Source organism: Rhizobium sp. UGM030330-04 (genome assembly GCF_003208455.1).
In the GTDB taxonomy this organism is placed as follows: domain Bacteria; phylum Pseudomonadota; class Alphaproteobacteria; order Rhizobiales; family Rhizobiaceae; genus Agrobacterium; species Agrobacterium rhizogenes_A.
In genome coordinates this window covers 1-25,126 of sequence record NZ_QKML01000003.1, presented here as the reverse complement: position 1 = coordinate 25,126, position 25,126 = coordinate 1, and the positions used below count along the sequence as shown (strand labels likewise).

The window sequence follows — 25,126 nt, the reverse complement described above, 5'->3', positions numbered from 1 at the left end:
CTGTGGCGTGTCCGAATCAAGTCTGATGACAATACCGCCTTCATAAATCTGCGGAAAGGGAGGGCGCAAAAAAGATGCCGCACGCTTTGTCAAGCGCACGGCATCTAGATATTGTGTAATTTCAGTGGATATTAACTATGATATTAATATCTGTAGTGTTCAGCCTTGAACGGACCTTCCTTGGAGATGCCGATATAATCTGCCTGGAGGTCGGAAAGTTCGGTCAGCCGCACACCGAGTTTCTCGAGATGAAGGCGTGCGACCTTCTCGTCGAGGTGCTTCGGCAGCACGTAAACTTCGTTCTTGTATTCGCCCTGCTTGGTAAAGAGCTCGATCTGGCCCAGCACCTGGTTGGTGAAGGAAGCCGACATGACGAAGGACGGGTGGCCGGTCGCGTTGCCGAGGTTCAGCAGGCGGCCTTCCGACAGCAGGATAATGCGGTTGCCCTTCGGGAACTCGATCATGTCGACTTGCGGCTTGATGTTCGTCCACTTCAGGTTACGCAGCGAGGCGACCTGAATCTCGTTGTCGAAATGGCCGATATTGCCGACGATGGCCATGTCCTTCATCTCGCGCATATGCTCGATGCGGATGACGTCCTTGTTGCCAGTGGTGGTGATGAAGATATCGGCGGAGGAAACCACGTCCTCCAGACGAACGACCTCGAAACCGTCCATGGCAGCCTGAAGCGCGCAGATCGGGTCGATTTCGGTGACCTTCACGCGGGCGCCGGCGCCCTGCAGCGAGGCGGCAGAACCCTTGCCCACATCGCCATAACCGCAGACAACGGCAACCTTGCCGGCCATCATCACGTCGGTTGCGCGGCGAATGCCGTCGACGAGCGATTCCTTGCAGCCGTATTTGTTGTCGAACTTCGACTTGGTGACGCTGTCATTGACGTTGATCGCCGGGAAGGGCAGCAGGCCCTTCTTGCTGAGATCGTAAAGACGGTGAACGCCGGTCGTCGTTTCTTCCGTGACACCCTTCAGTGCGTCGCGCTGTTTGGTGAACCAGCCGGGAGAAGCCTTCAGGCGCTTGTTGATCTGCGCGAAGAGGATTTCTTCTTCTTCGGAGCCGGGGTTGGACAGAACATCCTCACCGGCTTCGGCGCGTGCGCCGAGCAGGATATACATGGTGGCGTCGCCGCCATCGTCGAGGATCATGTTGGAGAGGCCGCCATCGGTCCACTGGAAGATCCTGTCGGTATATTCCCAATATTCCGTCAGGGTTTCACCCTTGACGGCGAAGACCGGAATGCCGGCTGCGGCAATGGCCGCTGCCGCATGGTCCTGGGTCGAAAAGATGTTGCAGGAGGCCCAGCGGATGTCCGCGCCCAGTTCCTTCAGCGTCTCGATCAGAACGCCGGTCTGGATCGTCATGTGAAGAGAACCGGTGATGCGTGCGCCCTTCAGCGGCTTGCTTTCGCCAAATTCCTTGCGGCAGGACATCAGGCCCGGCATTTCGGTTTCGGCGATGTCCAGCTCCTTGCGGCCGAATGCGGCAAGGTTGATATCGGCGACGATGTAGTCCTTCTCAAGGCTCATGAAGTTCTCCAGATCAGAAACGCCACGCCTTGCGGCCCGGCTTTTAAACGTAGCAGCGGTTTAGCAGGCCACGAACGATCTGGCAATGATGATATAAAGAAGTCTTTATGTCTTTATATGGTGCTGGCTCAGGCTTCTTCACCGAAGCGGTCGGCGACCAGCGCCTCCAGTGCGGCCAGCGCCTCTGCGGCCTGGTTGCCGCTCGCCTCGACATAGACGCTGCAGCCGGGGCTGGCGGCCAGCATCATCAGGCCCATGATGGAAGTGCCGCCAACGGTCATGCCGTCCTTGGAAACCGTGATCGTCGCATCGAAGCCCTCGACCATCTGCACGAATTTCGCGGATGCCCGGGCGTGGAGACCGCGCTTGTTGATGATCGGCAATTCCCGGGAAAGAGGCGACATGGGCTGACTTCTTATTTGCCGCTCAAAACGCGGCTGGCGACGTTGATATATTTGCGGCCGGCATCGGACGCATCCTGAAGGGCCTTGTCCATGTTGTCCTCGCTGCGAACGCCGGCGAGCTTGATCAGCATGGGAAGATTGACCCCGGCGATGACTTCGACATTGCCGTTGTTCATGACGGAGATTGCGAGATTGGAGGGTGTGCCGCCGAACATGTCCGTCAGGATGATGACGCCATTGCCGTCATTGGCGCGTGCAACGGCGTCAATGATATCCTGCCGGCGCTGATCCATGTCGTCTTCGGGACCGATACAGACCGTCTCGATCAATTTCTGGGGACCGACGACATGCTCCAACGCATGGCGAAACTCCTCAGCCAGCTTGCCATGGGTGACAAGCACTAGTCCGATCATGAAATGCTCCCTTGCACACGCACTCTCATTGCCGACTATCGCAACGCGGCAATCCTGTCCATCGGTGGGATTTCATCTTGATGAGGAAAATGCGAATCGCAAGCCTAAAATCGCCCGAATCACGGTCACTTCACATTCGTTTTAAAAAGATTCTGAGCAAGTGCAGCAAATTTTCCATAAGGCGTAAGACTGGAAAGTGGAATGCGCAGGAGCGGAAGATGCCCGCCGCAGGGCAGCAAAAACACGTCGTCATCTTCGGGAAGTCTTGGATTTGCCCCTGAAAGAACTGTCGTGACGGCGAAATGTAGTGGTGCGCTCGCAACGCTGTTGAGCGAAACAATACCGCTGCCGCGCAATTCCAGCAGACCGGCAATCGCTTGCGGCCGCTCGGCAATGATGTTTTCGCCGTCGCGATACACGAAAATCTGATCGTCCGCGATCAGCGCCGCAGGCAATCCGCATCGTCCGGCCTCCGTCAGAAAGCTGAAGGCAAGCTCGCTTTTACCGCTTCCGGAAGGCCCGGTGAAGAGAACGCCGGTGTTGTCGACGACGATTGCGGTGGCGTGCAGGTTGAAGCGTTCAGCGTTCATGGGTTTCGGCCGCCGGCAGCGACAGGGTGAAGCGCGCGCCTGATATCACGCCATATTTGTCGACGACATTTTCCGCCCTCAGGCTGCCGCCATGGGCTTCGGCGATCTGGCGGCTGATGGAAAGACCAAGGCCCGAATTCTGGCCGAAGCCTTCGCTTGCCGGGCGGTCGGTGTAAAACCGTTCGAAAATCCGGTCGATATCTTCCGCCTGAATGCCAGGTCCGTTGTCTTCCACCTGCACGAGGCAGCGGTCCTTGTGGCGCGACAGCCGCACGGTGATGCGGCCGCTTTCCTCCGATACGAAAGAGCGGGCATTCTCGATCAGATTGGTGACAATCTGGCTGAGGCGAAGATCGTGGCCATTCACCACGAAGGAGGTTTTGCTCCCTGCCTTGCGGTCCACAGTATAATCGATCGTCACGCTCTTTTTCTTGGTGCCAATCTGGCGGGATATATCGACCAGACCCTTCATCAGCACATCAAGATCAACAGGAGAGGCATCGGCGCGCGCCAGTTCCGCATCGAGCCGCGACGCGTCCGAAATATCGCTGATCAGGCGGTCGAGGCGGCGAACATCGTGGAAGATGATCTCGGTCAGCCGCTGTTTCGACTCGTCGGTCTTGGCGCGCGGCAGGGTTTCCACGGCGCTGCGCAGCGAGGTCAGGGGGTTCTTGAGTTCGTGGCTGACATCGGCGGCGAAGCTTTCGATGGCATCGATACGGTCGTAAAGCGCCGTCGTCATCTCGCGCAAGGCAATCGAAAGATTGCCGATTTCATCCTGACGCGCCGAGAAATCCGGTATCTCCTCGCGGGTTCTCGCGCCGCGGCGCACGCGGATAGCGGCGGCGGACAGCCGCCGCAGCGGCGTGGCGATGGTCGAGGACAAAAGCAGCGACAGCACGATATTGACAAGGGTGGCGATGCCGAACACGCGCATGATGGCAAGGCGTTCCGCATGCACGATCTTGTCGATATCGCCGGCCTGGGTGGAGAGCAGCAGAACACCCAGCACCGCCCGGAACCGCTGTACCGGCACGGCGACCGAAACGATCAGCTCGCCTTTTTCGGTCACGCGCACGACCGCGCCGCGCACGCCGGTCAGCGCATTCATCACTTCCGGATAGATCGAGCCGTCGCCGCCCGGCGCTTCCTTGTATTGCGGCAGGCTGCTCGGCTGCAGCATGCGGTTGAACATGCTGGTGAACCAGTCGCCCCAGGTCTGGGTTTCCGGTGTTACCGGCGGCAGATCGAAGCGCAGAACCTGCCCGCGCGAATAAAGATGCCGCGAGTCGAGCAGCAGATTGGCATCGGCATCGAACAGCCGCGCGCGGGTGCGCGTCGGCGAAATCAGCCGCCGCAGAACCGGGGCTACCCGTTCCGGATTGATCGGGAAACTCAAATCCTCATCATTGGGGGCAGGGGTAATGCTCTGCCCCGCCTGCAATTCGAGGAGTTTTTCCGGATTGATGGTGATCGAATTGGTGTCAACCGAAGCGGAGGCGGAAATCGCGCCGGCGATGATTTCACCCTGCGTCAGGAGGCTTTCCACCCGCGCATCGATCAGCCCTTCGCGGAACTGGTTGAGATAGAGAATACCGCCGACCAGAACGACCGTCGCGGCGACATTGAAGAAAAGAATGCGGCGTGTGAGGCTGGAAAACACCGCATTGCCGAAAATGCGCCGGATGATCGTCAGCGGATGGATACGATGGCGGCGTTCGCTGCCGCGTTCTTCGGCATCGTCACTATCCGAGACGGTTTCCGGCGTTTTCTTCAACACGTATTCAAGTCCTCACCACCGCTCTTCGGGTGGTCTCTTCCTCTGACACATAGCGCGAGAAACGGGCGCCACGCTATATGTGTCAGGTCTTTGTTGTACATGTCGCCATCCCGAAACCGCTGCACGCTTTCGGGCGACATGCGGTGCGCGCCGGTTCAGGCCGCTTCGCGGAAGCGATATCCTACGCCATAAAGCGTTTCAATCATATCGAAGTCGCCATCGACCAGTTTGAACTTCTTGCGAAGGCGCTTGATATGGCTGTCGATGGTGCGGTCGTCCACATAGACCTGTTCGTCATAGGCGGCGTCCATCAGCGCGTCGCGGCTTTTCACCACGCCCGGCCGCTGCGCCAGCGAATGCAGGATGAGGAATTCGGTGACGGTGAGTGTTACCGGTTCGCCCTTCCAGGTGCAGGTATGACGTTCCTGATCCATCGCCAGCTGCCCGCGCTCCAGCGTGCGGGCTTGCTGGTCCGCTGTCGGCTTCAGTGCGCCGCCAGCCACTGGCGCGGCATCGCGGCTGCTGGCGCGGCGCAGGATTGCCTTGACACGCTCCACCAGCAGGCGCTGCGAGAAGGGTTTGGTGATGAAGTCGTCAGCGCCCATTTTCAGGCCGAACAATTCATCGATCTCTTCATCCTTGGAGGTGAGGAAGATCACCGGCAGATCCGATTTCTGGCGAAGGCGCCGCAAAAGCTCCATGCCGTCCATGCGTGGCATCTTAATATCGAAAATGGCGAGCTGCGGTGGACGGGCGATCAGCCCGTCAAGCGCGGAGGCGCCGTCCGTATACGTTTCGACCCGGTAGCCTTCGGCTTCGAGCGCGATCGATACCGAAGTGAGGATATTCCGGTCATCGTCGACAAGCGCGATCGTCTGCATGTAGTTGGTCTCCATCGTCATTTTCTCGTAACTCCCGACATTCACCCAGCCAAGGTTGTGCGCCGCGAGCCACTCTCTTGAGTATAAAGGTGGAACAAATTGTGGCAAAGGAAAACTCGCCCCAAAATAGCAAGGGTGCGGCGAGGGGATTTCGGAAAAACGCCGCAGTTGGATTTTAATGCGCCTTCAACCGATTTAAAAAGAAATAAAATCTTTTAAATCGATTAATATATTGAAATCACTAAGTTTTTTAAAGTTCGGCTCTTGCGTTTCCAAAAGCTGCCACGTATTTTCCGTGAAAATTTCAACGGCCTTATCGTCATTAACTAAGGAACGCGTCATGAACGAGCTTGGGGTTCATAATCCTGCCAATGGAGTTGCGGAACTCGGACTGGGCGAGGCTTCCCGCGTCTTTTATAACCTCAACGAGAGCGAATTATACGAAGAGGCAATCCGCAACGGCGAGGCCGAACTGACCATCGATGGCGCGCTTCGCGCCGTCACCGGCCAGCATACGGGCCGCTCGCCGAAGGATAAATTCGTCGTTCGCGACGCTTCCACCGAAGACAATATCTGGTGGGACAACAACAAGCCGCTGTCGCCGGAAAACTTCGAACTGCTGCGCCAGGATATGCTGGCCCATGCCGCCGGCAAGACGCTTTACGTGCAGGACCTGATCGGCGGCGCTGACGAGGAAAATGCTCTGCCGACACGCGTCATCACCGAGCTTGCCTGGCATTCCCTGTTCATCCGCAATCTGCTGATCCGCCCGGAACGGGAAAAGCTTGCGGGCTTCAAGCAGAAGCTCACCATCATCAACCTGCCGAGCTTCAAGGCCGATCCCGCCCGCCATGGCGTGCGTTCGGAAACCGTCATCGCCTGCGATCTGGCCAATGGCCTCGTCCTCATCGGCGGCACCTCCTATGCCGGTGAAAACAAGAAGTCGGTCTTCACGGTGCTGAACTACCTGTTGCCGGCCAAGGGCGTGATGCCGATGCATTGCTCGGCCAATGTCGGGCCTGAGGGTGATTCCGCCGTGTTCTTCGGCCTCTCCGGCACCGGCAAGACCACGCTGTCGGCCGATCCTTCGCGCACGCTGATCGGCGATGACGAACATGGCTGGGGCGAACATGGCATCTTCAATTTCGAAGGTGGCTGCTACGCCAAGGCAATCAAGCTTTCGGCCGAAGCCGAGCCGGAAATCTACGCCGCGACCCGCCGTTTCGGCACGGTTCTCGAAAACGTCGTGCTGGATGAAAACCGCGTTCCCGACTTCAACGACAATTCGCTGACGGAAAACACCCGCAGCGCCTATCCGCTGCACTTCATTCCGAATGCATCGGAAACGGGCATTGCTGGCCATCCGAAGACGATCATCATGCTGACGGCGGATGCCTTCGGCGTGCTGCCGCCGATCGCGCGCCTCACTCCCGAACAGGCCATGTACCACTTCCTCTCCGGTTACACCGCAAAGGTCGCCGGCACGGAAAAGGGCGTGACCGAGCCGGAAGCCACCTTCTCCACCTGCTTCGGCGCACCCTTCATGCCGCGCCACCCGGCGGAATACGGCAACCTGCTGCGTGAGCTGATCGGCAAACACGGCGTCGATTGCTGGCTGGTCAACACCGGCTGGACCGGCGGCGCTTATGGCATCGGCAAGCGCATGCCCATTAAGGCGACACGTGCGCTTCTGACGGCTGCGCTCACTGGTGAGCTGAAGGGTGCACAGTTCCGCACCGATGCGAATTTCGGCTTCGCGGTGCCGCTGTCGCTTGATGGCGTCGATAGTGCAATTCTCGATCCGCGTTCAACCTGGGCCGATGGCGCAGCTTATGACGCGCAGGCGAAGAAGCTGGTCTCGATGTTCGTCACGAACTTCACCAAGTTCGAAGATCACGTCGATAGCAAGGTTCGCGACGCAGCCCCGGGCCTTCTGCTCGCGGCTGAATAATAAAGCCTCATTTGTGAGGAGGAGGGGACCCGGCCTTGTGCCGGGTTTCTTTTTGCCGGTCTCTTGATTCTGGTCGCTGTTTTCATTTCGTGCGTTCTGTGGCATCACCGGCGCGGAGAAAGATCATGGCCAGCGACCCGCTTTACATCAGTAACCGTATCACCATTGCCGGCTGGGAGCTGACGGAGCAATTCGTGCTGGCCGGCGGGCCGGGCGGCCAGAACGTCAACAAGGTCTCGACGGCGGTTCAGCTGTTTTTCGACATCGCCAGTTCCCCGTCTTTGGCGGATCGGGTGAAAACCAATGCAATCCGCCTTGGTGGCAGGCGGGTCTCGAAAGATGGCGTGCTGATGATCGAGGCAAGCCGGTTTCGCAGCCAGGAGCGCAATCGCGAAGACGCGCGCGAGCGGCTGAAGGAACTGATCCTTGAAGCCGCCACCCCGCCGCCGCCCGTGCGCAAGGCCACCAAACCCACCAAGGGATCAGTCGAGCGCCGCCTCAAGGCAAAGTCCGGCCGTTCCGATATCAAGAAAATGCGTGGCAAGCCCTCGGGCGATTAGCTCCCGTGTGACGACGAATGTTTCGCCCTTGTCATAGAGCTTCAAATATCGTCTGGTAATCCTCCCTACAACCAAGGAGGGTGCTATGGGTCTGTTCAATTTCATCAAGGAAGCGGGAAAAAAGCTTGGTATCGGCGGCGACGATGCGCCTGATGTCGATGCGGTCAAGAAGGAGCTCGCTTCCCACGATCTCGGCACGGACAAGGTTCAGGTCGAGGTGGTGGACGACAAGGTCGTTCTGAAGGGCGAAGTGGCCGATCAGTCGGTTTTCGAAAAGGCGGTCATCGCGGTCGGCAATACGCTCGGCATTTCCAAGGTCGAGGCCGGCGAGCTGAAAGTGACTGAGGCGCCGGCGAAGGAACCCGTCTTCTACACGGTCAAGAAGGGCGACAATCTCTGGAAGATTGCGGAAGCCCAGTACGGCAAGGCCAATGGCGCGAAGAACAACATCATCTTCGAAGCCAACAAACCGATGCTGACCCACCCCGACAAGATTTATCCCGGCCAGGTTCTGCGAATTCCCGACCTCGCATAAATAACGGGTTCAACCATTGGAGATGCCGCCCACGTGCGGCATCTTCACAGCTTGCGAAGCGCCACCGTGTCGATCAGGTGGTTTTTGCCCTTGCGCAGAATAAGATCGGCGCGCGGGCGCGTCGGAACGATGTTCTGGCGCAGATTCTTCAGGTTGATGTTCTGCCAGAGACCTTCGGCAATGCTGAGCGCCGCTTCCTCACTGATTGACGCATAACGGTTGAAGAATGAATTCGGGTCGCGGAAGGCGGTTTTTCTGAGATTCATGAACCGGTTCACATACCAGTTGTGAATGAAGTCCTCATCGGCATCGATATAGATCGAGAAATCGAAGAAGTCGGAAACGATTGGCACAATCCGCCCGCCTGCCGGCAGGTCACGTGATTGCAGCACGTTGATGCCTTCGAAGATCAGGATGTCCGGCCGGTCGATGACCGTGAATTCGTTCGGCAGGACGTCATAGGTCAGGTGCGAATAACGCGGTGCCTTGACATTCGGCTGGCCTGCCTTGATCGCCGACAGAAAACGTAGCAGCGCGCCGATATCGTAACTTTCCGGAAAACCCTTGCGCTCCATCAGGTTTTCACGCCGCAGCACCTCGTTCGGGTAGAGAAATCCGTCTGTGGTGATGAGATCGACCTTCGGGCTGTAAGGCCAGCGGGCCAGAAGTTCCTTCAGGATACGAGCCGTCGTTGATTTTCCAACCGCGACTGAACCGGCAATACCGATGACGAATGGCGTCTTGTTGACATCCGCCATGTTGAGGAAGCGGTTGCGCTGTTCGAACAGCAGCTGCGACGCCTCCACATGGGAAGACAGGAGGCGCGACAGCGACAGATAGATGCGCCGCACTTCGTTCAGATCGATCGGGTCGTCCAGCGAGCGCAGCCGCTTGACCTCGTCGGCGGAAAGCGTGAGTGGCGTATCGGCGCGAAACTTCGACCATTCTTCCGAGCTGAAGAAGTGGTAGGGCGAATATTCATCCGGACGGAAATGATCGAGTGTGCCTGGCATGCCTCTCTCCCCGCTGCCTGCCGTGACATTCATGATGTTGGCCTCGCCGCCTTTTCCGCAAGGCCGGTCTGGCCCGTCCGGCGCTCCAGTTCGGCAAAAACGTCGCTCAAGGGAATGTCGGCGATCTTCAGTACCACCAGCAGATGGTAAAGCAGGTCGGCGGCCTCGTTCTTCAGCCCGTCACGGTCTTTCGCGATGGCCGCGATGACGGCCTCCACTGCCTCTTCACCGAGTTTTTTGGCCGCGCGTTCCTGGCCGGCAGCAACCAGCTTGGCCGTCCAGGATTCGTCAGCAGATGCAGCCGCGCGGGTCGCGACGATGCGTTCCAGATCGGAAAGGGAAAATGCGCTCATGAGAAGTTCCTGCAATCAGTCGAGACGCATGGCGATGCCATGCTCGGCCATGTAGCTCTTGGCTTGCCCGATCGAATAGGTGCCGAAGTGGAAGATGGAAGCGGCAAGCACCGCAGTTGCGTGGCCATCGCGCACGCCCGCCACCAGATCGTCCAGCGTGCCGACGCCGCCCGAGGCGATAACGGGGACGCGAACCTGATCGGCAATGCTGCGTGTCAGGCCGATATCGTAGCCGCTTTTGGTGCCGTCGCGATCCATCGAGGTGACGAGCAATTCGCCGGCGCCGCGTTCGACCATCTTGATGGCGAATTCCACGGCGTCGATCCCCGTCGGCTGGCGTCCGCCATGGGTGAAGATTTCCCAGCGGCCTTCTTCTCCGTCCTTCGAAACGCGCTTGGCGTCTATGGAAACGACAATGCACTGGTTGCCGAACTTGTCGGCCGCCTGCGCCACGAAATCCGGATCCTTGACGGCTGCGGAATTGATCGAGACCTTGTCCGCACCGCAAAGGAGCAGCTTGCGGATATCCGCGACGCTGCGAACCCCGCCGCCGACGGTCAGCGGCATGAAGCAATGATCGGCGGTACGCGAGACGACATCGAAGATCGTGTCGCGATTATCCGAAGAGGCAGTAATGTCGAGGAAGCAGAGTTCGTCCGCCCCCGCCGCATCATAGGCTTTTGCCGCCTCGACCGGGTCGCCAGCGTCGATCAGGTCGACGAAGTTCACGCCCTTGACGACACGGCCGTCTTTCACATCGAGGCAGGGAATAACGCGGGCTTTGAGGGTCATGCGTTTACCTCCTTTGCAGCCTTGATAAGGGCAAGCGCCTCGGCGGGATCGATGCGGCCGTCATAAAGCGCACGGCCTGAAATCGCACCCTCGAGCTTTGTGGCATCCGGCTGCAACATGCGCTTGATGTCATCGATGGAGGCGAGACCGCCGGAGGCGATGACCGGGATGGAAACGGCATCCGCCAGTTCCAGCGTCGAAGCCCAGTTGATGCCGGCCAGAATGCCGTCGCGATCGATATCGGTATAGATGATGGCGGCGACGCCGGCGCCTTCAAAGCGCTTGGCAAGTTCGATGACGCCGAGTTCGGAAGCTTCCGCCCAGCCTTCAACAGCGACCTTGCCGCCCTTGGCGTCGATGCCGACGGCGACCTGACCGGGAAAACGCTTGCAGGCTTCGATGACCAGAACCGGGTCGCGCACCGCGACCGTGCCGAGAATGACGCGCGCAAGCCCACGGCTCAGCCACGCCTCGATATGATCGAGCGTGCGGATGCCGCCGCCGAGCTGCACCGGGTTTTTCGTGGCTTTGAGAATGGCGTCGACCGCCTCGCCATTCACGGTCTGGCCGGCGAAGGCGCCGTTGAGATCAACGACATGCAGCCATTCGAAGCCCTGATCCTCGAAGGCCTTGGCCTGTGCGCCGGGGTCCTCGTTATAGACGGTGGCCTGGTCCATATCGCCGAGTTTCAGGCGAACGCACTGGCCGTCTTTAAGGTCGATTGCGGGAAAAAGAATCATGTCAGGGCTTCCAGCGCAGGAAATTGGAAATCAGGGCAAGGCCGAGCGTCTGGCTCTTTTCCGGGTGGAATTGCGCCCCCGCCATATTGTCGCGGCCGACGAAAGCCGTCATCGCGCCACCGTAATTGGTGGTGGCAATGACATCCGTCGAATGTTTGGCGGCCAGATGATAAGAATGCACGAAATAGGCGTGCAACCCGTCCGCGCCGGTGTTGATGCCGTCAAATAGCGGGTGGGCGTGACGGATTTCCAGCGTGTTCCAACCGATCTGCGGAATCTTCAGGCTCGGATCGGACGGCGTCATTTCCACGACGTCGCCTTCGATCCAGCCGAGCCCGGTGCTGACCGTCTTTTCCAGCCCGCGCGAGGACATCAGCTGCATGCCGACGCAGATGCCGAGGAAGGGATGGGCTTTTTTCTCCACGGCTTCGATGAGTGCGTCATGCATTCCGGGAACGGCATTGAGGCCGGCACGGCAATCCGCATAGGCGCCGACGCCCGGCAGCACGATGCGGTCCGCCGTAGCGACATGATCCGGCTTGTCGGTCAGGTCGATGGTTGCGTCGATGCCGGCTTCGCGGGCGGCACGTTCGAAAGCTTTGGTGGCCGAACGCAGGTTGCCCGAACCGTAGTCGATGATCGCGACACGCATGTCAGCGCCTTCCATTCAAGTCGAAAAGAAACGATCCGGCAGGATCGTTGACGAAGTTTTTGTCACCGCTCTTTTGCGGCGAGGGGGTCCAGACCGGCTGGGACAGCTGTTCCGCCGTGCCGGCATTTTCGGAGAGGCTGGAGAAATATATGTCTTCCGCGCTCGAAAGATCAGGGGCGGAAACGATTGAAGTCAGCGCCCAGCCTTTGCGCATCAGGTGCCGGACGAGAAAATCGCGTCCCTCCAGCGCCGTGATGAGACCAATGGCAAAACCGCAGAGAATGCCGACCGGTTCGAATCCGGCTAATATCGAGGCCTGTCCGGCCAGAAGGAGCGCTATGACAACGATAGCCGTTGCCAGCCACAGCCGGTTGATGGCAAGCCAAAGCCAAGGCGCAATGAGAGCCAGCCAGACGAAACGGTCTGCGATGAAGCGGGTCGTCTTGTGGTCCCTGTCCGGCCCGTTGGGGGCTTCCAGAACGAGATAGCTTGTCATGGGCTTCCTGACAGCTTTGGCGTCAGGCCAGCATGCCCTTCGTGGAGGGAACGCGGCCTGCCTGCCGGGGGTCGATCTCGGTTGCCGTGCGAAGAACGCGGGCAACGGCCTTGAAGCATGTTTCGGCGATATGATGGTTATTGGCGCCGTAATGGTTCAGGATATGCAGCGTAATGCCGGCATTCTGGGCCAGCGCCTGAAAGAACTCGCGCACCAGCTCCGTGTCGAAAGTGCCGATCTTCGGCGCGGAAAAATTGACGTTCCACACAAGGAAGGGCCGGCCGGAAATATCGACGGCAGCCTTGGTCATCGTCTCGTCCATGGCAAGATCGAGCGAGGCATAACGGGTAATGCCGCGCCGGTCGCCCAGCGCCCTGGCAATCGCCTGGCCGATGGCGATGCCGGTATCTTCCACGGTGTGATGGTCATCGATATGCAGGTCACCCTTGACCTCGATTTCCATGTCGATCAGCGAATGGCGGCTGAGCTGGTCCAGCATATGGTCGAAAAATCCCACGCCTGTGGAAATCTGCGATTTGCCGGTGCCGTCGATATCCACACGCACCGAAACCGCGGTTTCGTTGGTCTTGCGGATAATCTCGCCTTTACGTTCTGCCATTTTGGCCGCTCCGTGAAAATGTTGCCGTTCCTTATCAGCACGGGACACAAATATCCAGTTGTTCCATCGTCTTGCCCGACATGCCGAAAACGGTGTGTCGCCGGCAAGATTGCAATCGCGAAAAGCAAACTTACATAGAACCCGAGAAGGGCCGCATCCCGGCCCGTTAACCGCAGGCCCGGCAGGGCAGACAGGTGTTTGATGACAACAATTATTACAGTCAGGAAGGGCGGCAAGGTCGTCATGGCTGGCGATGGTCAGGTAAGCCTCGGCCAGACGGTCATGAAGGGCAATGCCCGCAAGGTTCGCCGCATCGGCAAGGGCGAAGTGATTGCCGGTTTTGCCGGTGCGACGGCGGATGCCTTCACGCTGCTCGACCGTCTTGAAAAGAAACTCGAGCAATATCCCGGCCAGCTCATGCGCGCCGCCGTGGAACTTGCGAAGGACTGGCGCACGGACAAGTATCTGCGCAATCTCGAAGCCATGATGCTGGTGGCCGACAAATCCACCACGCTCGCCATTACGGGCAATGGTGACGTGCTGGAGCCGGAGCATGGCGCGATCGCCATCGGTTCCGGCGGCAACTACGCCTTTGCCGCTGCCCGCGCCATGATGGATACGGACAAATCGGCCGAAGAGGTGGCGCGCCAGTCTCTCGATATCGCCGCTGATATCTGCGTTTATACCAACCACAATCTCGTCGTCGAAACCCTCGACGCCGAATAAGCATATTATATTTCTCACCAATGGGTCCTGCGGGCCGGGCCGGAATGGCCGGCCGGAACAGGAAAGCCGAGAGGATAGAATGACCACTTTTTCTCCCCGGGAAATAGTCTCGGAACTCGACCGCTTCATCATCGGCCAGCATGAGGCGAAACGCGCGGTTGCGATTGCGTTGCGTAACCGCTGGCGCCGCCAGCAGCTCGATGAGAGCCTGCGCGATGAAGTCATGCCGAAAAACATTCTGATGATCGGGCCGACCGGTGTCGGCAAGACGGAGATTTCCCGCCGGCTTGCCAAGCTGGCCGGTGCGCCCTTCATCAAGGTCGAGGCGACCAAGTTCACCGAAGTCGGTTATGTCGGCCGTGACGTCGAGCAGATCATCCGCGATCTGGTTGAAATCGGCATCGGCCTCGTGCGCGAAAAGAAGCGTGCCGAAGTACAGGCCAAGGCGCATCAGAGCGCTGAGGAGCGGGTGCTCGATGCGCTGGTTGGCGCAACCGCATCGCCCGGTACGCGTGAAAGCTTCCGCAAGAAGCTGCGCGATGGTGAGCTGGACGACAAGGAAATCGATATCGAGGTGGCCGACAGCGGTTCGGGCATGCCCGGTTTCGAAATTCCCGGCATGCCGGGCGCCAATATCGGCGTGCTCAACCTGTCGGAAATGTTCGGCAAGGCCATGGGCGGACGCACCAAGAAGGTGCGCACCACGGTGTCGAAATCCTATGCCGATCTCATCCGCGATGAATCCGACAAGCTGCTGGACAATGAAATGATCCAGCGCGAGGCGGTGAAGTCGGTCGAAAATGACGGCATCGTTTTCCTCGACGAAATCGACAAGATCGCCGCCCGCGATGGCGGCATGGGCGCCGGCGTCTCACGTGAAGGCGTGCAGCGCGATTTGCTGCCGCTGGTCGAAGGCACGACGGTTTCGACGAAATATGGACCGGTCAAAACCGACCACGTGCTGTTCATCGCGTCGGGCGCTTTCCATGTGGCGAAGCCGTCGGATCTTCTGCCGGAGCTTCAGGGCCGCCTGCCGATCCGTGTCGAGCTGAAGCCGCTGACCAAGGAGGATTTCCGCCGTATCCTGACGGAGACGGAAGCAAGCCTCATCCGCCAATACAAGGCGCTGATGGCGACGGAAGAACTTGACCTCGATTTCACCGATGATGCAATCGACGCGCTGGCCGATGTGGCGGTTCATCTCAATTCGTCGGTCGAGAATATCGGTGCCCGCCGCCTGCAGACCGTGATGGAGCGTGTTCTCGACGAGATTTCCTTCAACGCGCCTGATCGCGGTGGTTCCGCCGTCAAGATCGATCAGGACTATGTCCGCAAACATGTCGGCGATCTCGCCGCCGATACGGACTTGTCCCGCTATATTCTCTGAAGACTTCAGGGATTCGAGAAAGAAGAGTGCGGCCATATTTGCCGCACTCTTTTATTTTATCTGCCTCATCTCGCATTCAGCCCGCATTTTGTTTATGGGAAGGGCTGCATTCCGGTTGGAACCGCTTTAGTGGAATGGTCCGGTTTTTCCCTGCGTTTTGCCCGGGAAGCCGCCGGCCTGAGAAAAGGCAGTCGCTCGTGCGCAAAACTCTTCTGGCATTTGCCGTGGCTATGGCGGTTTCCGCCGTTTCGTCTTCTTTTGCGGAGGCAGCAACGGTCGTTCCGCCGGGTAATCGCAATGCCGAACAGCCCGGTGTTCCCGGCGCTTCCACCCGCAGAACCAAGGCGTCCAACAGCTCCTTCGAACGCAAGTACCAGAAGGTGATCGACCTCTTGTCCTCCGACAAGGCGCTGATCGCCAAGATCAAGTCGACGGCCGGGCGGTACGGTATCGATCCGATCCATATGGTAGGCGCCATCGTCGGTGAGCATACCTATAATGTCGACGCCTATGACCGGTTGCAGTCCTATTACGTCAAGGCTGCCTCCTATGCCGGCAGCAGCTTCCGTTTCGGTTACAAGGACGAAACCATTGCGCAGTTTCTGAGCCATTCGCAATTTGGCAAATGCCAGTCCAAGCGGGACTCCTACAGTCTGTGGAACTGTCGGGAAGACGTCTGGGACGGCAGCTTCCGTGGCAAGACGGTGGACGGCGTCGCTTACCCGAACAATCGTTTCAGCGCCGTGTTTTTCCAGCCCTTCTATGCCGGGCAGACCTTCGGTCTCGGCCAGATCAACCCGCTGACGGCGCTGATGCTGTCCGATATGGTGTCGAAAACATCGGGTTATGACAGGCTGGACGAGAATGACGCTACCGCTGTCTATACCGCCATCATGGACCCGGATCGCTCGCTGGCCTTCATGGCCGCCTCCATCCGCAAGTCGATCGACGATTACAGATCGATTGCCGACATGGATATTTCGAAAAATCCGGGCGTGACCTCCACGCTTTATAATGTCGGCGGTTCGCAGCAGCGGGCCGCCGCTCTCGCCCAGAAGAACCGCCAGCGCGCCGCAGGCGGGGAACAGCCCCTGTTGCCGGAGGAAAATTACTACGGCTGGCTGGTGAATGACCGTATCAAGGATTTGCAGGCGCTTTTGTAGAAAAAGACGATTATCTGCTTCATTGTTTCCAAAACGGAAATAATATTTGGCTGCCTGCCGCAATTGACGAGCGCCCTCTTCAACGTCCAATCTGGACGCATAGAATAACGAGGAGGCGCATATGAGCCGCACGGGTAAATTCGGTCTTTCCATCGATGACAGGCTGTATGCCTTTTTGATGGACGAGGTGCTGCCGGGCACGGGTCTGGACAGCGAGGCTTTCTTCGAAGGCTTCTCGGCCATCGTCCACGAGCTTTCTCCTAAGAACCGTGAATTGCTGGCAAAGCGCGATGCGCTGCAGGAAAAACTGGATGGCTGGTACCGGCAGAACGGCGCTCCGGTGGATTTTGCTGTCTATGAGGGCTTTCTGAAGGAGATCGGTTACCTGCTGCCGGAAGGCCCCGGCTTCAAGGTGGAAACCGGCAATGTCGACCCGGAAATTGCCGTTGTCGCAGGCCCGCAGCTCGTTGTTCCCGTCATGAATGCGCGTTATGCGCTGAACGCCGCCAATGCCCGCTGGGGTTCGCTTTACGATGCGCTTTACGGCACGGATGCCATTTCCGATGCCGACGGTGCGGAAAAGGGCAGGGGTTATAATCCGAAGCGCGGCGAAAAGGTCATCGCCTGGGCGCGCAACTTCCTCGATGAATCCGCGCCGCTCGAGACGGGAAGCTGGTCCGACGTGACGGGCTTCACGATCGTCGACGGCCTGTTGCAGCTTGCAATCGGCGATGCAACGACGGGGCTAAAGGACGTCGCGCAATTCAGGGGCTTTACCGGTGAGGCGGAAAGGCCGGCAACGATCCTACTCGGCAGGAACGGTTTGCACACCGAGATCGTCATCGATCCGTCGACTGAAATCGGCAAGGGCGACAAGGCCGGCATTTCGGATGTCATTCTCGAATCCGCTCTCACGACCATCATGGATTGCGAGGATTCGGTCGCTGCCGTCGATGCCGAAGACAAGGTGCTGGTTTACGGTAACTGGCTTGGCCTGATGCGCGGCGATCTGACGGAAGAAGTGTCCAAGGGCGGCAAAACCTTCACCCGCCGCCTCAACCCGGACCGTTATTATACCGCCCCCAACGGTTCCGTGCTCACTCTGCCCGGTCGTTCCCTGATGCTGGTGCGTAATGTCGGTCATCTCATGACCAATCCGGCGATCCTTGACAGGGATGGCCGCGAGGTGCCGGAAGGTATCATGGATGCCGTCGTCACGGCGCTGATCGCCCTTTATGATGTCGGCCCGTCCGGGCGACGCCAGAATTCCCGCGCCGGTTCGATGTATGTCGTCAAGCCGAAGATGCACGGGCCGGAGGAAGTGGCCTTCGCCAACGAAATCTTCAGCCAGGTCGAGAAGCTTGTGGGCATGGCGCCGAACACCATGAAGATGGGCATTATGGATGAGGAGCGCCGCACCACGGTCAACCTCAAGGAAAGCATCCGCGCCGCGAAGGATCGCGTCGTTTTCATCAATACGGGCTTCCTCGACCGTACCGGCGACGAAATCCATACCTCGATGGAAGCCGGGCCGATGATCCGCAAGGGCGATATGAAACAGGCCGCCTGGATCGCGGCTTACGAGAACTGGAATGTCGATATCGGGCTCGAATGCGGCCTTTCCGGCCATGCGCAGATCGGCAAGGGCATGTGGGCCATGCCGGATCTGATGGCGGCGATGCTGGAGCAGAAGATCGCCCATCCGAAGGCCGGGGCCAACACCGCCTGGGTGCCGTCGCCAACGGCAGCGACGCTGCATGCCACGCATTATCACAAGGTCGATGTTGCCACCGTGCAGGAAGGGCTGAAAAGCCGTGGCCGAGCAAAACTCTCCGATATCCTGTCGGTGCCCGTCGCGCCGCGTCCCAATTGGACGCCCGAGGAAATCCAGCGCGAACTCGACAATAATGCGCAGGGCATTCTCGGTTACGTCGTGCGCTGGGTCGATCAGGGTGTCGGCTGCTCCAAGGTGCCTGACATCAACAATGTTGGACTGATGGAAGACCGCGCCACATTGCGTATCTCCGCGCAACATATGGCAAACTGGCTGCGGCATGGCGTGGTGACGGAAGGGCAGATTGTCGAAACCATGAAGCGCATGGCTGCCGTGGTCGACGGGCAGAACGCTGGCGACGCGGCCTATCTGCCGATGGCATCGGATTTTGACGGATCGGTCGCTTTTCAGGCGGCTGTCGAACTGGTGCTAAAGGGCCGGGAACAGCCGAACGGCTACACCGAACCGGTTCTGCACCGCCGTCGTCTGGAACTGAAAGCGAAGCGGGCGGCCTGAAGCCACGGCTAAGCATCTCGACAAACAAAAAAGCCGCCGGGAGATTCCACGGCGGCTTTTTCCTTGCCTTGTATCGGATCTTACTGGATCACGACGACCTTGGAGCTGCGGCCCGGACGTACGCGGCTGTAAAGATCCATGACGTCCTGGTTGATCATGCGGATGCAGCCGGAAGAGGCGGCGGTGCCGATCGAAGCCCATTCGGGCGAACCATGGATACGGAACAGCGTATCCTGTCCCTTTTCGTTAAAGAGATACATGGCGCGGGCGCCGAGCGGGTTGGACAGGCCGGGGCCCATGCCTGCTTCGACATATTTCGCGACTTCCGGCTTGCGGTCTGCCATTTCCTTCGGCGGATGCCACATCGGCCATTCCTGCTTCCAGGCAACATAGGCTTCACCGGCCCAGGCAAAACCTGCCTTGCCGACGCCGATGCCGTAACGGACGGCGCGGTTGCCGGAGAGGATATAATAAAGGAAACGATCGCGCGTATTGACGATGATTGTGCCGGGACGTTCGTTCGTCTGGAACTCAACGATCTGGCGACGGAACTTCTCGTTTACGCGATTGATCGGAATGGCCGGCAGCGCATAGCCCGCATCGGTCACGGGACCGTATACGTCATTGAAAATCTGGACGGTTTCGACCTTCGCCGGAACGGGGTCGGCAACCGGCACTGACGCCGCGATCTTGCCGGATGTCGGGCGAGTTGATTGGGAGGTGGTTTCAGCGCAGCCGGCCAGAGCCAGTGCTGCCGTCAGACCAAGTGCGGTCAATGAAGTACGGATGCGCATGTCGTTCTCGCGGAAAATTCGCCAAATTGTGCGAAGGAGTAGGCTTAATTGGATAAATCGGTTATTTTCCATTCAGCCGCTCTTGGCAAGCCGTTGCGTCGCCGCGAAACGGTTGCGCATCTAAAATTGCCGGTTGATTGCCTTTTTGCAACAATAGGCCAAACGCTTCAGCAGCCTTTATCCATGACTATTCTTTCCGTTACCAACAATAATCCCTTAATAGACGGCCGCCAGTCGGATAAGGCGATGCTGGTGCGTCGCGGCGTTCAGGTCCTTTTGCACGAGATGCGTCATTCGGTGCTGCCGGAACTGCCGCTTGCGAGCGGACGAAGGGCGGATCTCATCAGCCTCTCGGTCAAGGGGGAGATCTGGATCATCGAAATCAAATCGTCGATCGAGGATTTTCGTGTCGATCGCAAATGGCCGGAATACCGATTGCATTGCGACCGGCTGTTTTTCGCCACCCATCCGGAAGTGCCGACCGATATCTTTCCGGAAGAGTGCGGATTGATCCTTTCGGATGGATATGGCGCTCATATGCTTCGCGATGCGCCGGAGCATAAATTGCCGCCGGCGACCCGCAAATCGGTGATGCTGGATTTCTCGAGAACCGCTGCAACCCGGTTGATGCTGGCCGAATGGACGACCGGGCGCAGCTTCGGAGAGTGATTACTTCGGCGCGCGCTTGGCGAGAATGCGCTGCAAGGTGCGCCGGTGCATGTTGAGACGGCGGGCGGTCTCTGAGACGTTGCGTTCGCACATTTCATAAACGCGCTGAATATGCTCCCACCGCACCCGGTCGGCTGACATGGGGTTCTCAGGGACTTCGGTCTTTTCACCCTTGCGCTGTGTCAGCGCATTAAAGACATCGTCCGCATCGGCGGGTTTGGCCAGATAATCCAGCGCTCCGAGCTTCACGGCGGTAACGGCGGTTGCGATGTTGCCATAACCGGTCAGCACGACGATCTGCGTATCGTCCCGGTTCTGCCTGATGGCTTCGATCACTTCCAGTCCGTTGCCATCGGCAAGCCGCAGATCGACCACCGCATATTTAGGCGGTGCGGCCTTGGAGCGGGCAATACCATCGCTGACCGTCTCGGCAGTGTCGACGGCAAAGCCGCGCGTTTCCATTGCCCGGGCAAGCCGGCGCAGAAACGGGCCGTCATCATCGACGATCAGCAGGGATTTGTCGGGGCCGATCGGATCGATATCGTCCGCAGGTGCGCTGGTGGTTGGGGTCTGGTCTTCTGTCTTCATGTTTCCGGCCTTCCGGCAACTTCGTCGGCTTTGTTTCTTCTTCTTATCGCCGCTTCAACGTGGATGGTAAAGTCAACGGTTTCTTTTATCGTCCATAAGCGCGCGAGGCCAGATGATTGTGACCCGCGCCCCGGCTTTGCTGGAGCCGCGATTTTCGAAGGTAACGGTGGCGCCGGATCGCTCAAGCAGTGTCTTGGCGATAAAAAGGCCAAGTCCCAGCCCGCCCGCCCGGGTGTCGTTGTGACGTTCCGTCACATAGGGCTCGCCGATACGGGCAAGCACGTCATGGGCATAACCCGGCCCATCGTCCTCGATGAGAACCGCGACGTTCTGCGAATCATGCTCCACCGTCACCGTCACCTTCTCCCGCGCATAGTCCACGCCGTTTTCGATGAGGTTGCCCAGTCCATAGATGATGCCGGCGTTGCGGATGCCGACCGGCTCATCGGCCCGGTTGTTCTTTTCCACGAGTTCGAGGCGGATACCGAATTCCCGGTGTGGCGCCATCACCTCCTCGATCAGCGAAGACAGCGGCAGGCGGCGCATATGTTCCTCATTATCGGCGGAAAGTGATGTGAGGCGGCGCAGAATATCGCGGCACCTTTCACTCTGGCTGCGCAGCAGCGCTATGTCTTCGCCATATTTTTCATCATTTCCGAGCTCGCGTTCCATTTCCTTGGCGACAACGCTGATGGTCGCAAGCGGCGTGCCGAGCTCATGCGCTGCTGCCGCCGCGAGCCCGTCCAGCTGCGAGAGGTGTTTTTCCCGCTCCAGCACCAGTTCGGTCGCCGCCAGCGCGTCCGCCAGCTGATTGGCTTCATGCGAAACGCGATAGGCGTAAAAGGCCGCGAAGGACGTGGTGGCGATGATAGCGACCCAGGTGCCGACATGCAGCAGAAGCTGGATCGGCAAAACCTCGCCGGGATACCAGGGAACCGGAAAAGGCGAAAAGGCGATCGCCGTCGAGCAGATGACGGCAAAGCCGAGAAGAATGAGCGAATGCCGCAGCGGCTGTGAGGCAAAGGCAATGATGACCTGCACGCAGATCAGCGGTGCGAAAGGATTGGAAAGGCCGCCGGTAATATAGATCAGCGCCGTCAATTGCAGCAGGTCGAAGGCCAGCAGCAATGTCGCTTCCCAGGGTTCCAGGCGATAGGTGGAGGGAAAGCGGGCGGTGAGAAACAGATTGGCAAGCGCCAGCGCCGCGATCAGAAGACCGCAGGCCAGAAGCGGCAGGGGAAAGTTCAGCCCGAAAGCAACGAACAGGATCGTTGCCGTCTGTCCGGCAACCGCCAGCCATCGCAGCCAGACAATGGTCTGCAGCCTTATTCTGCGGCTGGCGCGGCCAAGCCTTGTGGTTTCGATCGGATGGCCAGCCACCTTCGTCTCCTTTACCCTATTCATTGTCGTCACGTTCCGCGCGGTTTCGCACGGCTGGTCGGCAGGGCCGATGCCGGATCCTCCGGCCATGGATGGCGCGGATAACGCCCGCGCATATCCGCCCGCACGTCCTTCCATGATCCCGCCCAGAAGCCGGGAAGATCGCGTGTGGTCTGTATCGGCCTGTGCGCCGGCGACGTCAATTCCAGCAGCAGCGGCAGGCGTCCCTGCGCGATGGCGGGGTGGGCCCTCAGCCCAAATAGCTCCTGCACCCGGATGGAGAGCGTCGGTTCGCTGGCATCGTAGCGAATGGGATGCCGCTGGCCCGTCGGCGCTTCGAAATGCGTCGGCGCCAGCCGGCCGAGGTCACGCGCCACCTCATGTGGCACCAGAGACAGAATTCCTTCGGAAAGACTGCCGGGCCGGATGTCCTGCAGGCTGCGTGCGCCGTGCTGGAAAGGAACGAACCAATCATCGAGCCGCGATAACAACGCCTCGTCGCTGACATCCGGCCATGGTTCACCGATGCTGGCATTGAGAAAGCCGATCCTGTCGCGCAGCTGCACGGTTTCTTTCGAGAAGGGAAGAATGCCAATGCCGAATTCCCGAACGCCATTGGCGAGCGCCTGTGCGGCCTGTTCGCCATCAGGACGGGGAAGTGGGGTTTCGTCGAGAATGATGGCACCAAGGCGTGTCGCCCGACGTGCGCGCGCCTGGCCGCTTGCCTTGTCGAAAAGCAACTGGTCCTGCTGAACGATAAGGTGCGGCATCCGCTCTTCTATATCGGCCCTGTCGATTCCTGCCGCCGCAAGGATGCGCGGCTGCGCCGCCCGTCCGGTAATATCGGCCACGACAAGCATTTTGCTCGCCGCCAGCCGCTCGGTCTCGGCAAGCTCCGCGCCCCGCCCGTTGGCCATCACATAACGGCCGCGGCCGCCGCGCTGAAGCGCGATCCTGTCCGGATAGGCGTGCAGCAGAAGCGGACCGGCCTCACTCGGCGCTTCGTCTGCCGCCGTTTTATCGCCGATCGCGTCGAACAGCCTTGATGCCAGCTTGCGCGCCGCCTGCGCCCTTTCGCTCCTGTCGGAAAGAAAGCGCCGCAGGCGTTCATCGAGATCGATGTCGTTTCCGCCCAGCCCTTGTTCCGTCAGCAGGACGGCAAGCATCGCTGCCTTCTTTCCCGCGCCTTCACCCGCAGCTGCGATCACCATGGCCGCCAGCCGTGGTGGTAGCGACAGGCCGCGCATCAGATGGCCGCGTTGTGTCAGCGCCCCGCTTTTGTCGAGAGCCCCGAGATTTTTAAGCAGCGCAACCGATTCCCTGAGTGCGGCTTCGGGAGGCCTATCCAGAAATGCAAGAGACGAGGGGTCGTGAACACCCCAGTGGGCGAGATCGAGGGCGAGGCCGGCCAGATCACTCGCCAGAATCTGCGGTGGTGTAAAGGCGTTGAGTGCCGCAGTCTGCCCCTGATGCCATAAGCGAATAGCGACGCCGGGCTCCGTTCGCCCGGCGCGGCCGGCCCGCTGGTCGGCGGAAGCCCGTGATACGCGCACGGTTTCAAGCCTCGTGATTCCCGTTGCTGGCTCAAAAACCGGCAATCGCTGCAAACCGCTGTCGATCACGACCCGCACACCGTCGATGGTAATGGAGGTTTCCGCTATGGATGTAGCAAGGACGATCTTGCGCCGCCCGGCTGGTGCCGGCTTGATCGCCGCATCCTGTTCCTTCTGGGAAAGATTGCCGAATAGCGGAATGATATCCGTATCGCCGGGGAAACGTCCCTCCAGCCGCGCGGCTGTTCGGGTGATTTCCGCCTGCCCCGGCAGGAAGGCCAGAATGGAACCCGTTTCAGATGCATGGGCTTCCGTAATCGCCCTGGTGATCTTTTCATCGATCGGGACGCCCTGCCATCGCTCTTCGTACCTGATGTCGATCGGAAATGTCCGGCCGAGGCTCTGAATGACCGGCGCATCATTCATCAGTGCGCTGATGCGCTCCACATCCAGGGTGGCGGACATGACGAGAATGCGCAGGTCATCGCGCAAACCGGCCTGCACGTCCAGCGCCAGCGCCAGACCGAAATCACCGTCGAGCGAGCGCTCATGAAATTCGTCGAAAATCACCGTGGAAATGCCGGCAAGTTCAGGATCGTCCAGAACCATTCGGGCAAAGACGCCTTCTGTCACCACCTCTATCCGGGTTTTCGAAGAGACGCGATTGTCGAGCCGCATGCGGTAGCCGACGGTTTCGCCTGTGCTCTCGTGCAGCAGATCGGCCATGCGTCCGGCCGCTGCCCGTGCGGCAAGCCGGCGTGGTTCAAGAAGAATGATCTTGCCGTCGCCCCGCCACACCTGCCCGAGAAGGTGAAGCGGAACCAGTGTCGTCTTGCCTGCCCCCGGCGGCGCCGAAAGAACTGCGCGCTTTGCCCCGGCCAATGCCCCGGCGATATCCGTCAGAACGGCGCTGACGGGAAGCTCGGGTAAGTCGGTCTTTATAGGGGCTGGTGTTCTGGTCATGCAAAGAGGCCTGCGGCATGGGTTGGTCTATGAGTGTCTTCCTACCGTTCTAAAGCACCGCCCTGCCGTTTGACAGCCGGCTGGAAGGGTTTCACAAAAGCTCATCCGGAAAGTTACGATCGCCTGAAAGCTGTTTCCCATGAGGTCTGGGACAGGGAGATGCGGATATCGCGGCGAAGCCCGTGACGATTCCGTTCATTTGGCGGTATTTTTTAAAACTATGTATTGATATCAATGGCTTGATAAAAATGTCAGTTTTTTGACGGTGGGTGTGTTGACTTGTTTGAGGT

The 25,126-nt window shown here is 59.2% G+C and carries 26 protein-coding genes; 8 read left to right on the top strand and 18 right to left on the bottom strand.

All coding sequences use genetic code 11. From position 1 onward, the window contains the following. Positions 1-143: 143 nt before the first annotated feature. The 6 genes from ahcY to chvI form a co-directional block, all read right to left on the bottom strand. Positions 144-1,544 carry an adenosylhomocysteinase gene (gene ahcY / locus N434_RS05315; RefSeq protein WP_065114457.1) on the bottom strand — a complete coding sequence of 467 codons (1,401 nt, stop codon included), beginning with the start codon at positions 1,542-1,544 and terminating at the stop codon, positions 144-146. A gap of 128 nt (positions 1,545-1,672) precedes the next feature. Beyond that, positions 1,673-1,948 (bottom strand): HPr family phosphocarrier protein, encoded by a 276-nt coding sequence (locus N434_RS05310; protein WP_065114458.1) that lies wholly within the window; start codon positions 1,946-1,948, stop codon positions 1,673-1,675. An 11-nt stretch (positions 1,949-1,959) separates the two neighbouring features. Further along, a complete protein-coding gene (locus tag N434_RS05305; protein WP_003505374.1) occupies positions 1,960-2,361 on the bottom strand; it encodes a PTS sugar transporter subunit IIA in 402 nt (133 codons plus the stop codon). Between the two features lie 125 nt (positions 2,362-2,486). Then, positions 2,487-2,951 (bottom strand): HPr kinase/phosphorylase, encoded by a 465-nt coding sequence (locus N434_RS05300; RefSeq protein WP_110756520.1) that lies wholly within the window; start codon positions 2,949-2,951, stop codon positions 2,487-2,489. Beyond that, positions 2,941-4,731, bottom strand: a complete 1,791-nt coding sequence (chvG, locus tag N434_RS05295) for a two-component system sensor histidine kinase ChvG (protein WP_065114460.1) — start codon at positions 4,729-4,731, stop codon at positions 2,941-2,943. The genes N434_RS05300 and chvG overlap by 11 nt, the downstream gene beginning before the upstream one ends. Positions 4,732-4,886: 155 nt before the next feature. Beyond that, positions 4,887-5,612: a two-component system response regulator ChvI gene (gene chvI, locus N434_RS05290; protein WP_110756831.1), complete on the bottom strand. Its 726-nt coding sequence runs from the start codon at positions 5,610-5,612 to the stop codon at positions 4,887-4,889. Positions 5,613-5,952: 340 nt separating this feature from the next. Between chvI and N434_RS05285 the strand changes: the two genes are divergently transcribed. From N434_RS05285 to lysM, 3 genes are all read left to right on the top strand, one after another. Then, positions 5,953-7,563: a phosphoenolpyruvate carboxykinase gene (locus N434_RS05285; protein WP_110756518.1), complete on the top strand. Its 1,611-nt coding sequence runs from the start codon at positions 5,953-5,955 to the stop codon at positions 7,561-7,563. A 125-nt stretch (positions 7,564-7,688) separates the two neighbouring features. Further along, positions 7,689-8,123, top strand: a complete 435-nt coding sequence (gene arfB / locus N434_RS05280; RefSeq protein ID WP_110756516.1) for an alternative ribosome rescue aminoacyl-tRNA hydrolase ArfB — start codon at positions 7,689-7,691, stop codon at positions 8,121-8,123. An 85-nt stretch (positions 8,124-8,208) separates the two neighbouring features. Beyond that, positions 8,209-8,658, top strand: coding sequence for a peptidoglycan-binding protein LysM (gene lysM / locus N434_RS05275; RefSeq protein WP_046799734.1), 450 nt, complete (start codon positions 8,209-8,211; stop codon positions 8,656-8,658). 44 nt (positions 8,659-8,702) lie between these two features. Here lysM and coaA read toward each other — a convergent pair whose 3' ends face one another. The 7 genes from coaA to hisB are packed head-to-tail and all read right to left on the bottom strand — an operon-like array spanning position 8,703 to position 13,323. Next, positions 8,703-9,704, bottom strand: a complete 1,002-nt coding sequence (coaA, locus tag N434_RS05270; protein WP_181423883.1) for a type I pantothenate kinase — start codon at positions 9,702-9,704, stop codon at positions 8,703-8,705. Beyond that, positions 9,701-10,024 (bottom strand): phosphoribosyl-ATP diphosphatase, encoded by a 324-nt coding sequence (locus N434_RS05265; protein WP_110756827.1) that lies wholly within the window; start codon positions 10,022-10,024, stop codon positions 9,701-9,703. The genes coaA and N434_RS05265 overlap by 4 nt, the downstream gene beginning before the upstream one ends. A 15-nt stretch (positions 10,025-10,039) precedes the next feature. Beyond that, a complete protein-coding gene (hisF, locus tag N434_RS05260) occupies positions 10,040-10,816 on the bottom strand; it encodes an imidazole glycerol phosphate synthase subunit HisF (protein ID WP_110756515.1) in 777 nt (258 codons plus the stop codon). Then, positions 10,813-11,556, bottom strand: a complete 744-nt coding sequence (gene hisA / locus N434_RS05255; RefSeq protein ID WP_110756513.1) for a 1-(5-phosphoribosyl)-5-[(5-phosphoribosylamino)methylideneamino]imidazole-4-carboxamide isomerase — start codon at positions 11,554-11,556, stop codon at positions 10,813-10,815. Before hisA ends, hisF begins: the two co-directional genes overlap by 4 nt. 1 nt (position 11,557) lies before the next feature. Continuing rightward, the gene (hisH, locus tag N434_RS05250; RefSeq protein ID WP_110756825.1) at positions 11,558-12,208 is read right to left on the bottom strand and encodes an imidazole glycerol phosphate synthase subunit HisH; all 651 of its coding nucleotides are present in this window, start codon (positions 12,206-12,208) and stop codon (positions 11,558-11,560) included. A gap of 1 nt (position 12,209) precedes the next feature. Further along, positions 12,210-12,704, bottom strand: coding sequence for a DUF2628 domain-containing protein (locus tag N434_RS05245; protein ID WP_110756511.1), 495 nt, complete (start codon positions 12,702-12,704; stop codon positions 12,210-12,212). A gap of 22 nt (positions 12,705-12,726) precedes the next feature. Then, the gene (gene hisB / locus N434_RS05240; protein WP_110756509.1) at positions 12,727-13,323 is read right to left on the bottom strand and encodes an imidazoleglycerol-phosphate dehydratase HisB; all 597 of its coding nucleotides are present in this window, start codon (positions 13,321-13,323) and stop codon (positions 12,727-12,729) included. A gap of 201 nt (positions 13,324-13,524) precedes the next feature. On the opposite strand from hisB, the gene hslV reads away from it, so the two are divergent. From hslV to N434_RS05220, 4 genes are all read left to right on the top strand, one after another. Then, complete coding sequence (hslV, locus tag N434_RS05235) at positions 13,525-14,049, top strand: ATP-dependent protease subunit HslV (RefSeq protein ID WP_003521197.1); 525 nt, start codon at positions 13,525-13,527, stop codon at positions 14,047-14,049. Positions 14,050-14,128: 79 nt separating this feature from the next. Continuing rightward, complete coding sequence (gene hslU / locus N434_RS05230) at positions 14,129-15,436, top strand: ATP-dependent protease ATPase subunit HslU (RefSeq protein ID WP_065114469.1); 1,308 nt, start codon at positions 14,129-14,131, stop codon at positions 15,434-15,436. 197 nt (positions 15,437-15,633) lie between these two features. Continuing rightward, on the top strand, positions 15,634-16,599 hold the full coding sequence (locus N434_RS05225; protein WP_110756823.1) for a DUF1402 family protein: 966 nt from the start codon (positions 15,634-15,636) through the stop codon (positions 16,597-16,599). Positions 16,600-16,720: 121 nt separating this feature from the next. After that, on the top strand, positions 16,721-18,889 hold the full coding sequence (locus N434_RS05220; protein ID WP_110756508.1) for a malate synthase G: 2,169 nt from the start codon (positions 16,721-16,723) through the stop codon (positions 18,887-18,889). Positions 18,890-18,969: 80 nt separating this feature from the next. On the opposite strand, the gene N434_RS05215 is transcribed toward N434_RS05220, so the two are convergent. Then, positions 18,970-19,683: a L,D-transpeptidase gene (locus N434_RS05215; protein ID WP_065114472.1), complete on the bottom strand. Its 714-nt coding sequence runs from the start codon at positions 19,681-19,683 to the stop codon at positions 18,970-18,972. 183 nt (positions 19,684-19,866) lie between these two features. On the opposite strand from N434_RS05215, the gene N434_RS05210 reads away from it, so the two are divergent. Beyond that, complete coding sequence (locus N434_RS05210; RefSeq protein ID WP_004444350.1) at positions 19,867-20,352, top strand: MmcB family DNA repair protein; 486 nt, start codon at positions 19,867-19,869, stop codon at positions 20,350-20,352. Here N434_RS05210 and N434_RS05205 read toward each other — a convergent pair whose 3' ends face one another. From N434_RS05205 to N434_RS25960, 4 genes are all read right to left on the bottom strand, one after another. Beyond that, the gene (locus tag N434_RS05205) at positions 20,353-20,940 is read right to left on the bottom strand and encodes an ActR/PrrA/RegA family redox response regulator transcription factor (protein WP_065114473.1); all 588 of its coding nucleotides are present in this window, start codon (positions 20,938-20,940) and stop codon (positions 20,353-20,355) included. It lies immediately after the preceding gene. 72 nt (positions 20,941-21,012) lie between these two features. Further along, on the bottom strand, positions 21,013-22,320 hold the full coding sequence (gene actS / locus N434_RS05200) for a two-component system sensor histidine kinase ActS (RefSeq protein WP_110756821.1): 1,308 nt from the start codon (positions 22,318-22,320) through the stop codon (positions 21,013-21,015). Between the two features lie 29 nt (positions 22,321-22,349). Then, on the bottom strand, positions 22,350-24,836 hold the full coding sequence (gene hrpB, locus N434_RS05195; protein WP_110756506.1) for an ATP-dependent helicase HrpB: 2,487 nt from the start codon (positions 24,834-24,836) through the stop codon (positions 22,350-22,352). Positions 24,837-24,927: 91 nt separating this feature from the next. Then, on the bottom strand, positions 24,928-25,126 hold a 199-nt coding region (locus N434_RS25960; protein ID WP_210206041.1), incomplete at its 5' end, for a hypothetical protein.